This window comes from Propioniciclava sp. LT294, from assembly GCF_059516005.1.
The window spans coordinates 206,743-219,400 of sequence record NZ_JCAKNG010000002.1 but is presented as its reverse complement, the minus strand read 5'-3'; the positions used below and the strand labels follow the sequence as shown (position 1 = coordinate 219,400).

General features: G+C 70.1%; 16 protein-coding genes. 3 read left to right on the top strand and 13 right to left on the bottom strand.

Features of this window, described 5'->3' with window-relative positions:
* The 13 genes from AC5YDA_RS03615 to hisD all read right to left on the bottom strand — a co-directional run bounded on the left by AC5YDA_RS03615 (window position 1) and on the right by hisD (window position 11,408).
* The gene (locus tag AC5YDA_RS03615) at window positions 1-534 is read right to left on the bottom strand and encodes an adenine phosphoribosyltransferase (protein ID WP_496188701.1); all 534 of its coding nucleotides are present in this window, start codon (window positions 532-534) and stop codon (window positions 1-3) included.
* Window positions 531-1,706: a protein translocase subunit SecF gene (gene secF / locus AC5YDA_RS03610; protein ID WP_496188702.1), complete on the bottom strand. Its 1,176-nt coding sequence runs from the start codon at window positions 1,704-1,706 to the stop codon at window positions 531-533. Before secF ends, AC5YDA_RS03615 begins: the two co-directional genes overlap by 4 nt.
* Window positions 1,706-3,268: a protein translocase subunit SecD gene (secD, locus tag AC5YDA_RS03605; protein ID WP_496188703.1), complete on the bottom strand. Its 1,563-nt coding sequence runs from the start codon at window positions 3,266-3,268 to the stop codon at window positions 1,706-1,708. Before secD ends, secF begins: the two co-directional genes overlap by 1 nt.
* Window positions 3,269-3,300: 32 nt before the next feature.
* Complete coding sequence (gene yajC / locus AC5YDA_RS03600; protein ID WP_496188704.1) at window positions 3,301-3,717, bottom strand: preprotein translocase subunit YajC; 417 nt, start codon at window positions 3,715-3,717, stop codon at window positions 3,301-3,303.
* A 78-nt stretch (window positions 3,718-3,795) separates the two neighbouring features.
* Window positions 3,796-4,833 carry a Holliday junction branch migration DNA helicase RuvB gene (gene ruvB / locus AC5YDA_RS03595; RefSeq protein ID WP_496188705.1) on the bottom strand — a complete coding sequence of 346 codons (1,038 nt, stop codon included), beginning with the start codon at window positions 4,831-4,833 and terminating at the stop codon, window positions 3,796-3,798.
* The gene (gene ruvA, locus AC5YDA_RS03590; protein ID WP_496188706.1) at window positions 4,833-5,441 is read right to left on the bottom strand and encodes a Holliday junction branch migration protein RuvA; all 609 of its coding nucleotides are present in this window, start codon (window positions 5,439-5,441) and stop codon (window positions 4,833-4,835) included. Before ruvA ends, ruvB begins: the two co-directional genes overlap by 1 nt.
* Window positions 5,442-5,454: 13 nt before the next feature.
* Window positions 5,455-6,021 (bottom strand): crossover junction endodeoxyribonuclease RuvC, encoded by a 567-nt coding sequence (gene ruvC / locus AC5YDA_RS03585; RefSeq protein WP_496188707.1) that lies wholly within the window; start codon window positions 6,019-6,021, stop codon window positions 5,455-5,457.
* Window positions 6,022-6,078: 57 nt separating this feature from the next.
* The gene (locus AC5YDA_RS03580) at window positions 6,079-6,867 is read right to left on the bottom strand and encodes a YebC/PmpR family DNA-binding transcriptional regulator (RefSeq protein WP_496188708.1); all 789 of its coding nucleotides are present in this window, start codon (window positions 6,865-6,867) and stop codon (window positions 6,079-6,081) included.
* A gap of 136 nt (window positions 6,868-7,003) precedes the next feature.
* On the bottom strand, window positions 7,004-7,732 hold the full coding sequence (gene priA / locus AC5YDA_RS03575) for a bifunctional 1-(5-phosphoribosyl)-5-((5-phosphoribosylamino)methylideneamino)imidazole-4-carboxamide isomerase/phosphoribosylanthranilate isomerase PriA (RefSeq protein WP_496188709.1): 729 nt from the start codon (window positions 7,730-7,732) through the stop codon (window positions 7,004-7,006).
* Window positions 7,733-7,775: 43 nt separating this feature from the next.
* Entirely contained in the window at window positions 7,776-8,390 is a 615-nt protein-coding gene (gene hisH / locus AC5YDA_RS03570) for an imidazole glycerol phosphate synthase subunit HisH (protein ID WP_496188710.1), read from the bottom strand.
* The gene (gene hisB / locus AC5YDA_RS03565) at window positions 8,387-8,998 is read right to left on the bottom strand and encodes an imidazoleglycerol-phosphate dehydratase HisB (protein WP_496188711.1); all 612 of its coding nucleotides are present in this window, start codon (window positions 8,996-8,998) and stop codon (window positions 8,387-8,389) included. The genes hisH and hisB overlap by 4 nt, the downstream gene beginning before the upstream one ends.
* Window positions 8,998-10,095, bottom strand: coding sequence for a histidinol-phosphate transaminase (locus AC5YDA_RS03560; RefSeq protein WP_496188817.1), 1,098 nt, complete (start codon window positions 10,093-10,095; stop codon window positions 8,998-9,000). The genes hisB and AC5YDA_RS03560 overlap by 1 nt, the downstream gene beginning before the upstream one ends.
* Complete coding sequence (gene hisD, locus AC5YDA_RS03555; protein WP_496188712.1) at window positions 10,089-11,408, bottom strand: histidinol dehydrogenase; 1,320 nt, start codon at window positions 11,406-11,408, stop codon at window positions 10,089-10,091. Before hisD ends, AC5YDA_RS03560 begins: the two co-directional genes overlap by 7 nt.
* Before the next feature lie 21 nt (window positions 11,409-11,429).
* On the opposite strand from hisD, the gene AC5YDA_RS03550 reads away from it, so the two are divergent.
* The 3 genes from AC5YDA_RS03550 to AC5YDA_RS03540 are packed head-to-tail and all read left to right on the top strand — an operon-like array spanning window position 11,430 to window position 12,657.
* Window positions 11,430-12,167, top strand: a complete 738-nt coding sequence (locus AC5YDA_RS03550; protein ID WP_496188713.1) for a DUF554 domain-containing protein — start codon at window positions 11,430-11,432, stop codon at window positions 12,165-12,167.
* Window positions 12,167-12,340 carry a hypothetical protein gene (locus AC5YDA_RS03545; protein WP_496188714.1) on the top strand — a complete coding sequence of 58 codons (174 nt, stop codon included), beginning with the start codon at window positions 12,167-12,169 and terminating at the stop codon, window positions 12,338-12,340. The genes AC5YDA_RS03550 and AC5YDA_RS03545 overlap by 1 nt, the downstream gene beginning before the upstream one ends.
* On the top strand, window positions 12,337-12,657 hold the full coding sequence (locus tag AC5YDA_RS03540; protein WP_496188715.1) for an aminoacyl-tRNA deacylase: 321 nt from the start codon (window positions 12,337-12,339) through the stop codon (window positions 12,655-12,657). The genes AC5YDA_RS03545 and AC5YDA_RS03540 overlap by 4 nt, the downstream gene beginning before the upstream one ends.
* The last annotated feature ends 1 nt before the right edge of the window (window position 12,658 follow it).

The following is a 12,658-nucleotide window of genomic DNA, read 5'->3' as shown; positions in this document are numbered from 1 at the left end:
TCAGACCGTGAGGACGGCGGACAGGGCGTCCGCTCCCAGTTCGGTCAGGTGCGCGCGGCCCTTGAGGAAGCCCAGCTCCATCAGGACGGCGACGTGCACGAGCTCCGCACCTTGCCGCTTGATCAGCGCCGCGGTCGCACCGACCGTCCCACCGGTGGCGAGGACGTCGTCGATGACCATGACGCGGGCACCGGGCCAGAGCGCGTCGGTGTGCATCGCCAGGGTCTCGTGGCCGTACTCCAGCGTGAAGCTCTGCTCGTCCACGGTGCCCGGCAGCTTGCCGGGCTTGCGGACGGGCACGAAGCCGGCCCCCAGCTTCAACGCGACGGGCGCGGCGAAGATGAAGCCACGCGCCTCCATCCCCACGACGATGTCGATCTGCCCCGGCGCGAGGGACACCAGTTCGTCGACGGCGGCCCCGAAACCCTGGGCGCTGGCCAGCAGCGGCGTGATGTCCTTGAAGATCACGCCCGGCTTCGGCCAGTCCGGGACGTCGCGGATCAGGTCGCGGATCAGCTCTCGGTTGGCGTTCATTGCGTGTCCTTCTTGCGGTCGGCCCGCGTCGTGCGCCGGTGCTGCTGCCGTGTGCCGAGCTGCTCGGGCCGGACGGCGCCGAGGGCGGCCGGGTCGATGATGGTCTGGTGCGGGCTCGAGACGAGGGGCGTACCCGTCGCCACCGCCACCGGAGCGGCCTCGGCGGCTTCAGCCACGGCGGTCGCCTCGGCCTTGCGGGCTCGCTTCAGCACGCGCTTGTCGTGGGCCCGGACCTCGGGCTCACGCTCCTTCATCTGGACGAACAGAGGCGCGGCGAGGAACAAGGAGGAGTACGCGCCGGCGATCATGCCGACGAACATGGCCAGGCCGAGGTCCTTCAACGGGCCGGTGCCGAGGATGAACACGCCGGTGATCAGCAGGGCCGCCACGGGGAGCACGCCGATGATCGTCGTGTTGATCGAGCGGACGAGCACCTGGTTGATCGCGAAGTTCGCCAAGTGGCCGAAGGTGGCGTTCTGCTTCGGCAGGTCGGTGGTGTTGTCACGGACCTTGTCGAACACGACCACCGTGTCGTACAGCGAGTAGCCGAGGATCGTCAGCACGCCGATCAGGGTGGCCGGGGTGAACGTGAACTGGAGGATGGCGTAGACGCCGACCGTCACGACCAGGTCGTGCAGGAGCGCGATCAGGGCCGCGACGGACATCTTCCAGTTGCGGAAGTACACCGCGATCATGAGCGCCACGAGCACCAGGAACACGACCAGGGCGATGATGCCCTGCTGCGTGATCTGTTGGCCCCAGTACGGACCGATGAGGTTGTTGGTCACCTCGTCGGTGGGGAGCCCCGCCTTCTGGGCGAGGTGGGCCGTCATGGTGTTGATCTCCTCGGCCGACAGGGCACGCACCTGGATGCGGACCTGGTTGTCGCCGATGGTGCTGACCTTGATCTCACCGAGGTCGGGCACCCCGCTGTCCGCAGCGGCGTCACGGTAGTCGTCGATCGAGGCGCTCGTGACCTGAGTGGGTACGGAGAACTCCGAGCCACCGGTGAAGTCGATCGACAGGTTCAGCCCGCGGATGCCCAGCGTCAGGATGCAGATCGCCATGATCACGGCGGAGACGGTGTACCAGCGCTTGCGCCGGCCGACGAAGTCGTAGGACAGGTCACCGGTGTAGAGGCGATGCGCCAGGCTCGGCTTCTTGCTGCTCATCAGGCCTCCTTCGGGGCGGTCGCGCGCAGGCGGCGGATCGGGGATCGGCGCTGGACGCCCATGTGCTCGGCCTCGAAGCCGGAGAAGCGGCGTCCCTCACCGAAGTACTTCGTGCGGCCCAGCAGGGTGACCAACGGCTTGGTGAAGAAGAACACGATGGCGATGTCGAGCAGGGTCGTCAGGCCCAGGGTGAACGCGAAGCCCTTCACCGACCCGATCGCGAGCAGGAACAGCACCGCCGCGGACAGCAGGGACACTGCGTCGGCGATGAGGATGGTCTTGCGCGAGCCGATCCAGCCCGTTTCGATGGCGGTCCTCAACGAACGGCCCTCGCGCATCTCGTCGCGGATCCGTTCGAAGAAGATGATGAAGGAGTCGGCCGTCAGGCCGATGGCGACGATCGCGCCGGCGATACCGGGCAGGTTGAGGGCGAAGCCCATGCCCTCACCGAGCAGCACCATGATCTGGTAGGTCATCACGGCAGCCAGCGCCAGCGAGGCGATGACGACGATCGACAACGCCCGGTAATAGGCGACGGAGTACACCACCACGAGCGCCAGACCGATCAGACCCGCGATGATGCCCGCACGAAGCTGCTCACCACCCAGCGTCGGGGACACGTTCGAGACCTCGGAGAGGTCGAACGCCAACGGCAGGGAACCGTACTTGAGCACGTTGGCCAGGTCGGACGCCGTCTGCTGGGTGAAGCTGCCCGTGATCTGCGCCTGCCCACCCGGGATCGAACCCGACACGCTCGGGTACGTGATCACGTCACCGTCGAGGACGATGGCGAACGTGTTCTGCGGGGACTGCTTCTGGGCGAGGGTGCCCGTCACCTTCTCGAAGATCCCGGCGCCCTCGGAGTTGAGGGACAGCTGGACGATCCAGTTGACGCCTCCCTGCGGGATGCCGGAACTGGCGTTGGTCAGCATGTCGCCGTCGATGACGGCGGGGTACAACAGGAACTTGGTGGTCCGCTCGCGGTCGCAGGTGATCAGCGGCTGGTCGTCGACGTCCGGGAACGGGTCGCCGCACTGGTAGGCCTCGAAGTCGGCCATGTCGCGCGCGGACGGCTGCCACGCGAGCGCCTGGTCGACCGTCGGCGCGACCGCCGCCGGGGTGGTGGGACGCGGGTCCGGCGGAGGCAGCGGCAGGCCGGACGGCCGGCCGGGCGTCGCGGGCTGGGCGGCGTACGTCGGACGGAACCTCAGCTGCGCGGTCTGGCCGACCATCTCCTGGAGTTGGGCGGGAGCCACGTTCGGGACGGAGACGGTGATCTGGTCGTTGCCGACGATGGCCACCTCGGACTCGCCGACACCGATGGCATCGACACGCTGCGTGATGATCATGCGGGCCTGCTCCAGGCTCGCCGGATCGACCGTGCCCGTGCCCGTCGTGTTGCGCGCGGTCAGGGTGATGGTCGTACCGCCCCGCAGGTCGAGGCCCAGCTTGGGTGCCCACGAGTTGGCCAGCGCCATGATGGCGAACAGGGCCAGAACGAAGGCGAAAAGGGTGACGAGCGTGCGCCCCGGGCGCTGCTTGGTCCTGCTCTCGGTTGCCACTGGCTTTCAGTTCTTCCGCAAGGAGGGTGGGGTCAGTTGGACTTCTGGTCGGGGTCGACGGGGCGCTCCGGGTCGAAGACCTCGGGTGCGTCGGTGCCCTCCACGAGGTCGCCGTCGGTGAACCCGCCCGCCGACGGCGCATCCAGCTCGTCGTCGGCGTACTCGAACTCCTCCTCGGCGGGTTCGACGGTCCGCATGATCGCCTGCTTCAGGATCGTCATCTCGACGCCGGGGGAGATCTCGATGATGGCGGTGCGCTCCCCCACCTCGCGAATGGTGGCGACGACGCCGGCGGTCGTCATGATGCGCGCACCGGGATCGAGCTTGCTCACGAGTTCGCGCTGGGCCTTCTGCTTGCGCTGCGCCGGTCGGATCAGCAGCAGCCAGAAGGCCAGGCCCATGACGGCGAGCATGAGCAGCGTGGACAGCGTTTGGTTGTCGGCAGGCATGTCTTGTACGAATCCTCTTGTCGTTGAGCGAGGAGGCACCGTGCGATGCCTCCGCCAAGAGCAGAGACTAGCGGGTCCTCACTCAGAATCCGTGAACAGGTCCGTTCGACTGGCAGGAACGGCCAACCCCAAGTGGCGCCACGCACGCGGTGTGGCGACCCGTCCGCGGGGCGTGCGCATCAGGAAACCCTGCCGGATCAGGTACGGCTCGGCGACCTCTTCGACCGTCTCGGCTTCCTCACCGACGCTCATGGCGAGCGTGGACAGGCCCACGGGGCCCCCGGCGAATCGGACGCAGACGGCCTCCAGCACGGAGCGGTCGAGGCGGTCCAGGCCCAGCTCGTCCACCTCGTACAGCTCCAGTGCGGCCGAGGCCACCTCGGGCGTGATCCGCCCGGACGCCTTGACCAGCGCGAAGTCCCGGACACGACGGAGCAGGCGGTTGGCGATCCGGGGCGTGCCACGGCTCCGGGTCGCGATGACCTCGGCGGACTGCTGGTCGACGTCCAGCCCGAGCAGCTTCGCGCTGCGCCGGACGATGCCGACGAGGTCGCGCGCGTCGTAGTAGTCGAGCTGGCCGGTGAACCCGAAGCGGTCCCGCAGCGGGCCCGGCAGCAGGCCCGCACGCGTGGTCGCCCCCACGAGGGTGAAGCGCGGGATCTCCAGGGGGATCTCGGTGGCCCCGGGCCCCTTGCCGACGATCACGTCGACGCGGAAGTCCTCCATGGCGAGGTAGAGCATCTCCTCGGCGGGACGGCTCATCCGGTGGATCTCGTCGAGGAAGAACACCTCTCCCTCGGTCAACCCGGACAGGATCGCCGCCAGGTCCCCCGCGTGCTGGATCGCCGGGCCGGAACTGATCCGCAGGGGCGCCCCCACCTCAGCGGCGATGATCATCGCCAGCGTGGTCTTGCCGAGCCCCGGGGGCCCGGACAGGAGCACGTGGTCGGGAACCGCGCCCCGGTGCTGGGCCGCCGCGAGGACGAGGCCGAGCTGTTCGGCCACGCGTGGCTGGCCACGGAACTCCCCCAGCGTGGGCGGGCGCAGCGCTCCGTCCACCACCTGGTCGTCGCCGTGCTGGTGCGGGTCGAGCGGGTCCTCCGCCAGCTTCGCCATCAGCGGGCCAAGCTCTTCAGGGCGGCGCGCATGATCTCACCGATGCCCACCGCGGGATCGGCCTCGCGGAGGTGGGCGACCTTCTCGACGGCGACCTGCGCGTCCTTGCTGCCCCAGCCGAGCGACTCCAGGCCGGACGCCACCTGTTCGCGCCAATCCTCCGGCTGCGCGGCGCGGGCGCCACCGGACAGGTTCGGGGTCGCGCCGAGCGCGTTCACCTTGTCCTTGAGCTCGATGATCATCTTCTGCGCGCCCTTCGGGCCGATGCCCGGGACGCGGGTGAGCGCCGCCACGTTGCCCTCGCTGATCGCGACGCGCAACTCGTCCGGGGGCAGGAGCGAGACGATCGCCTGCGCGATCTTGGGGCCGACGCCGGAGGCGGTCTGCACCAATTCGAACGCATCGCGCTCGTCAGCCTCGGTGAACCCGTACAGGGTCAGGGAGTCCTCACGGACCACGAGCGAGGTGTGGAGGGTCGTGGGCTCACCCACCCGTGCGGCTGCCACCGTGGCGGGCGAGCACAGTGCGCGCACCCCGAAGCCGGCCAGGTCGAGCACCACCCAGGTGCCGCCCATCGAGGTCACCGTGCCGGTCAACTGCGCGATCATGCCAACGTCTCCTTCATCCCCGTCGTCTCTCCGCGGCCCGTGCCCGTGCGAGCGCCTGCCCCATGGCCAGGTCACGACGCACCTGCGCCTGCTGGATCCGCGCGACCGCCGGCGCCCGCCAGAGGTGACAGACGGCCAGGGCCACGGCGTCCGCGGCGTCGGCGGGCCTGGGCGGTGCGTCCAGCCGGAGGATGCGCATCACCATCTGCCCGACCTGCGCCTTGTCCGCGCGGCCGTTGCCGGTGATGGACGCCTTGACCTCGCTGGGGGTGTGCTGCGCGACCTGCAGGCCGGCGCGGGTGCCGACGAGCAGCACCACCCCGGACGCCTGTGCCGTGCCGATGATCGTGCTCACATCGCGGCGGGCGAAGACCCGCTCCACCGCGATGGCGTCAGGACGGTACTCGGCCAGGTACTGGACGAGGCTGCGCTCCAGGATCGCCAGGCGCTGCCCCACCTCCATGTCGGCGGGTGTGCGGACGACGTCCGCGAGGAGGAGGTCCGGTTTGCGGCCGGGATCGCCTTCGATGATGCCCACCCCACAACGGGTCAGGCCGGGGTCGATCCCGAGCACGCGCATTGCATCACCGGTTCCTTGGTCTGATCGAGGTGCCGAACGTATGTTCGGATCCTAGCGTCAGTCCTCCAAGGACTCGAGGATCTCGTCCGGCACGTCCTCGTTGCTCCACACGGCTTCGACGTCGTCCACGTCCTCGATCGCGTCGAGCAGCTTGAACAGCTTCTCGGCCGCCTCCTTGGAGTCGATCGCCTGCTCGAACTGCGGGCGGAACTCCAGATCGGCGGACTCATAGTCGATGCCGGCGTCCTGGACGGCCCTGCGGACGGCGACCAGGTTGGCCGGGTCGGCGACGACCTTGAAGGTGTCGCCCTCGTCGACGATGTCCTCGGGGCCGGCCTCGAGGGTGGCCTCCATGAGGTCGTCCTCGGTGACCACCTTGTCGGCAGCCTTCTTGTCGGTGGCCGGCTGCACCTTCTTGACCTCGACCACGCCCATGCGGTCGAACACCCGAGCGACCGAGCCCATGTCGGCGACCGTGCCGCCGTTGCGGGTGATGGCCACCTTGACGTCGGACGCCGACCGGTTGCGGTTGTCGGTCAGGCACTGGATGAGGATGGCCACGCCCGCCGGGCCGTACGCCTCGTAGGTGATCTCGTCGTAGGAGACGGAGTCGTTGCCCTCACCGCCGCCGCGCTTGACGGCGCGGTCGATGTTGTCGTTGGGGACCGAGTTCTTCTTCGCCTTCTGGATGGCGTCGTACAGGGTCGGGTTGCCAGCCGGGTCAGGGCCCCCCAGTCGCGCAGCCACCTCGATCTTCTTGATCAGGTTGGCGAACAGCTTGCCGCGCTTGGCGTCAATGGCTGCCTTCTTGTGCTTCGTGGTGGCCCACTTGGAATGCCCGGACATGGGACTCCTTCGCTCGTCTCGTCTGGTCCGCCGTCCATCTTATCGCTGACGGGCGGCACGCCCCCACCGACGGCTGGACCGTGACCCGCGACGCTCCGCACCCGTTCCGGCGCCCGAGTCGCGGTCGCGGGATGCGTCAGCCCTCGGCCACCTGCAGGGCGTCCTCGAGGGTGAAGTTCCCCACGTAGAGGGCGGTCCCGATGATGGCTCCGGTCACACCGTGGGGAACCAGCGTGCGCAGCGCCCGCAGGTCGTCCAGCGAGCTGATGCCACCCGAGGCGATGACCTCGGCGTCCGTCATGGAGGCCACCTCCTCGAGCAGTCCGAGGTTGGGGCCCGTCAGCATCCCGTCGGAGTTCACGTCCGTCACCACGAAGGTCCGGCAGCCGGCGTCGCTGAGCCTGGCGACGGCCTCCCGCCACGAACCGCCCTCGCGGACCCAGCCGCGCGCTGCCAGGTTGTCGCCCTTCACGTCGATGGCGACACCGATCTGGTCGCCGTGGCGGGCGATGATGCGCTCCACCCACTCCGGGTTCTCCAGCGCGGCGGTGCCGACGTTGATCCGCCGGCAGCCGGTGCCCAGGGCGCGCTCGAGGTCGGCGTCCGTGCGGAGGCCGCCGGACAGCTCGACGTCGAGGTGGAGCTGGCCGATGATGCCGGCCAGCAGTTCGGCGTTGGAACCGTGGCCGAAGGCGGCGTCGAGGTCGACCAGGTGCAGCCACGACGCGCCCGCGTCCTGCCAGCGCTTCGCGGCGGCCAGCGGATCCCCGAACTTCTTCTCGGTCCCGGCCACCCCCTGGGTCAGCTGGACGGCCTGGCCGCCCTGGACGTCGACGGCGGGCAACAGGTGGAGCTTCTCGTTCACGGGGGTGAGGGTACCGGGGTCTGCCCCCCGCCGTCGCCGACGATCAGAGCGTGGCGACCCAGTTCCGCAGCAACCGGGCACCGGCGTCGCCGGACTTCTCCGGGTGGAACTGCGTGGAGCTGAGTGGTCCCTGCTCCACGGCGGCCACGAATCGGTCCCCCTCGTGCTCGGCCCACGTGGTGCGCACACCGTCGGGCCACTCGGCCGCGTGCGCGGCATAGCTGTGCACGAAGTAGAAGCGCTCGCCGTCCACGCCGTCGAACAGGGTTGAGCCGGCCGGGGCCTCGACGGTGTTCCAACCCATGTGCGGCAGCCGTGCGGCCTCCACCTGACCGACGATGCCCGGCAGGACACCCACACCGGCGGTCTCCACGCCGTGCTCCACGCCCGCGTCGAACATGATCTGGTGGCCGACGCAGATGCCGAGCACCGGACGTCCGGCCTCGAGGCGCTCCCGGATGATCCGGGGACCGTCGACGGCCACGAGTCCCGCCATGCAGGCGGCGAAGGCACCCACCCCCGGCACCACGAGCCCGTCGGCGGCCAGCGCCTCCTCGGGGTCCGCGGTCAGGACGACGTCGACCCCCGTCGCCGCCAGGGCGCGGGTGACCGAGTGCAGGTTGCCCGAACCGTAGTCCAGGACGGCGACCAGGGTCACAGCGCGCCCTTCGTGGAGGGCACGATCCCCTCGATCCGAGGATCCGGCTCGACCGCCGTGCGCAGTGCGCGGGCGAATGCCTTGAACTGCGCCTCCACGATGTGGTGGGGATCCCGTCCGCGAATGAGGTCCAGGTGGACGCAGAGGCCGGCGTTCAGGGCCAGCGACTCCACGACGTGGTAGGTCATCGAACCCTGATAGGGCACGCCGGACCCGCCGATGCGGGCGTGGACCTGGGCGTCCGGCTCGCCGGTGCACACCGCGTACGGACGTCCGGCGACGTCGACGACGCACCGGGCCAGTGCCTCGTCCAGCGGGACGATGGCGTCGCCGAAGCGGCGGATGCCCTTCTTGTCCCCCAGCGCCTCGCGGAGCGCCTGTCCGATGACGATCGCGGTGTCCTCGACCACGTGGTGGCCGTCGATGTGGACGTCACCCACGGCGTCCACGCGCAGGTCGACCAGGGAGTGCTTGCTCAGCGCGGTCAGCATGTGGTCGTAGAAGCCGACCCCGGTGCTGATCTCGGAGCTTCCGGTGCCGTCGAGGTCCAACTCGACGGTGATCGTGCTCTCGCTGGTCGTGCGCTCGATGCGGGCGGTCCTTGCCATCACTGCTCCATCCTCGGGGCGTCCACGGCCGCCAGGGCCGTGTGGAACGCCGCCATCTCCTCGGGTGTCCCCGCGCTCACGCGCAGGTAGCCGCTCGGCCCAGTCTCCCGGACGAGCACCCCCTGGGCCAACAGCTGCTCCCAGGCCAGGTGCCGGTCGGCCCATCGCCCGACCAGGGCGAAGTTGGCGTCGGACTCGACCACCTCGAAGCCCATCGCGCGGCACCGGGCGACCATGTCGTCGCGGGCGACGCGGAGGTCCTCGACCCGGGCGAGCATCTCGTCCGCGTGCCGCAGGGCGACGGACGCCACCGCCTGGGTCTGGGCGGAGAGGTGGTACGGCAACCGGACGATCCGGCAGGCGTCCACGACGGCCGGGGCTGCCGCGAGGTAGCCCAGTCGTCCCCCCGCGAAGGCGAACGCCTTGCTCATGGTGCGGCTCACCACGAGGTTGCCGAACCGCGGCAGCAGCGTGAGGGCCGTGGCCTCGGGCGTCCGGCTGAACTCCTGGTAGGCCTCATCCACCACGACGATCGCGTCCGTGCCGGCGAGCACCTCCTCGATCACCGCCAGCGGCGTCGAGGTGCCCGTGGGGTTGTTCGGGGTGGTGATCAGCACCACGGTGGGTTCGTGCTCGGCGATCGCGTCCAGGACGAGACGGGCGTCGAGCGTGAAGTCGGGGTGGCGGGGCACCGTGACGTACGCGGTGTGCGTGTTGCGCGCGTACTCCGGGTACATCGAGTAGGTCGGCGTGAACGTGAGGACGCGGCGTCCGGGGCCCCCGAAGGCCCCGAGCACGTGCGTCATCACCTCGTTGGACCCGTTCGCCGCCCAGACGTTCTCCACGCCGAGGCCGTGCCCCAGGTAATCGGCCAACTGCCGCCGCAGTGCCGTGAACTCGCGGTCGGGGTAGCGGTGGTACGCCGCGGCACGGATGGCCTCGGCCATGTCGTCGAGCGTCGCCGCGGACGGGGCGTAGGGGTTCTCGTTGACGTTCAGGCAGACCGGAACGTCCAACTGGGGAGCCCCGTAGGGCTCCTCGCCGACGAGTTCGGGCCGCAACGGCAGGTCGGCGAGCGTGGGGTCGGCCTTCACCAGCGATCAGCCTCCTCGGCGGACGTCCGCACGGTGATGGCCGCCCGGTGGCCGGGCAGGTGCTCGGCGGTGGCGAAGACCTCGACGGTCGGCCCGACCTCACGGAGGGCGGCCTCCTCGTAGTGGATCAGGTGCACGGTCTTGGTGAACGAGCGCACCGTCAACCCGGACTGGAAGCGAGCGGCCCCGGCGGTCGGCAGGACGTGTGTCGAGCCGGCCGAGTAGTCACCCAGGGGCACCGGCGACCACGGGCCGATGAAGATCGCGCCGGCGTTCTTCACCCGGTGTGCCACCTCGTAGGCGTCGCGGGTGTGGATCTCCAGGTGCTCGGCGGCGTAGGCGTCGACCACCGCCAGTCCCTGCTCCAGGTCGTCTACCAGCACCACGGCCGACTGGGGGCCGGAGAGCGCCGTCTCGATCCGCTCGATGTTGTCGAGCTGGGCGATCCGCCCGGCGAGCAGCCGGTTCACGGACGCAGCCAGCTGCTCGGAGTCGGTGACCAGCACCGAACCCGCCATCGGGTCGTGCTCGGCCTGGCTGATCAGGTCGGCCGCCACGAACGCCGGTTCGGCGGTGTCGTCGGCGAGGACGGCGATCTCGGTCGGGCCCGCCTCGGAGTCGATGCCCACGATCCCGCGCAGGTAACGCTTGGCGGCGACGACGTAGATGTTCCCCGGGCCGGTGACGAGGTCGACCGGCTCGCACAGCCCCTCGACACCGTGCGCGAACATCGCGATCGCCTGCGCGCCCCCCACGGCGTAGACCTCGTCGACCCCCAACAGGTGGCACAGCGCGAGGATCGTCGGACTGGGCAACCCCCCGTGATCCTTGCTCGGCGGGGTCGCGACGGCGAGGCTGCCGACGCCGGCCTCCTGGGCGGGCACGGCGTTCATCAACACACTGGAAGCAAGCGGTGCCAGCCCCCCGGGCACGTAGAGCCCGACCCGCGACACCGGGACGGTCTTGGTCTCGACCACGGCCCCCGGGGCGACCTCGGCGCGCACCAACCGGGGGGTTCCCTCGGTCGCGGCGACCTCGCGGCGGCGGCGGATGCTCTCGACGAGTGCGGCCCGGACGTCGGCGTCGAGCTCGTCGGCGCAGCGGGCGAGCTCGGCGACCGGCACGCGGAGGTGCTCGGGCACGACCCCGTCGAAACGCTTGGCGAACGCGCGCAGGGCGTCCTCACCCTGCTCGGCGACCGCATCGCAGATCGGCTTCACGACCTCGACCGCATGCTCGACGTCGAACGCCCCTCGCGGCACGACCGTACGGTAGTCGGGGTTCGTTCCTCGGACATCGATCAGGCGGAGTTCCACGGGAGTGATTCTATGACGTCCATGTTCATCGGTATCGGGACGGTCGCCAACGTGGTCACCGTGGCCCTCGGGGCGATCATCGGACGCCTGCTCGGCGATCGCATCCCCGAGCGGACGAGCCACACGATCACCGATGTCCTCGGCCTCATCACCCTGGTGCTCGGGGTCTCGTCGGCCCTGACCATGTCCTCCCCGGCCCTGGCACAGGCCCTGCCCCCGGGCGCCCCGATGCTCATCGTGCTCGGGTCGCTGCTGTTCGGAGCGGTGGTGGGCTCGGCGCTGAAGATCGAGGAGAAGCTCGAGTGGGGCGCGGCCTGGTTGCGCCGGCGCTTCGCCGGCACGGGCGACGCCGGGACCTTCGTGGACGCGATCGTCACGCCCACCCTGCTGTTCTGCATCGGCCCCCTCACGATCCTCGGGTCGCTGTCGGACGGCTTGGGCCGGGGCGCCGACCAGCTCCTGGTCAAGGCCGTCCTGGACGGCTTCGCCGCGATCGCCTTCGCGAGCACCCTCGGCTGGGGGGTGCTGTTCTCCGCCGTCGCCGTGGGCCTGCTCCAGGGCTCCTTGACCCTGGCGGCGTACCTGCTCGGTGACCTGTTCACGATGGCCCAGATCGACGCCCTGACCGCGACGGGTGGCCTCATGCTCATGGCGCTCGGCGTCCGGCTGCTCAAGCTGAAGAACATCCCGGTCGGCGACATCCTGCCGGCGCTGGTGTTCGCGCCCGTGCTGGTCGTGCTGGTGGGGGCGTTCAGCTGATGGTGCGACGTGCGGCCGGCGGCGGCACGCCCGCGACGGATGCCCTCACCGCGGCCGGGATCGCGTTCGAGGCCGTCGAGTACGCACACCACGCCGACGCCACCGACTTCGGGGCCGAGGCAGCCCGCGAGACGGGCATCGACCCCACCCACCTCTTCAAGACCTCGTCGTGAGCACGGGCCCTCGCCAGCTGGCGGTGGGGGTCGTCCCCGTCTCCGGACGCCTGGACCTCAAGGCCATCGCCTCGGCGCTCGGCGCCAAGAAGGCCGAGATGGCCGACCCGAGGGCCGCAGAGCGCTCGAGCGGCTACGTGGTCGGCGGCCTCTCCCCCATCGGGCAGCGCACGTCGCTGCGCACCGTCATCGACTCCTCCGCCCAGCAATGGGCGACGATCTACGTCTCCGGCGGCAAGCGCGGCCTGCAGCTGGGACTGGCGCCCGCCGACCTGGCCACCGCCACCGGCGCGACCTTCGCGCCGATCGCCCGCTGAC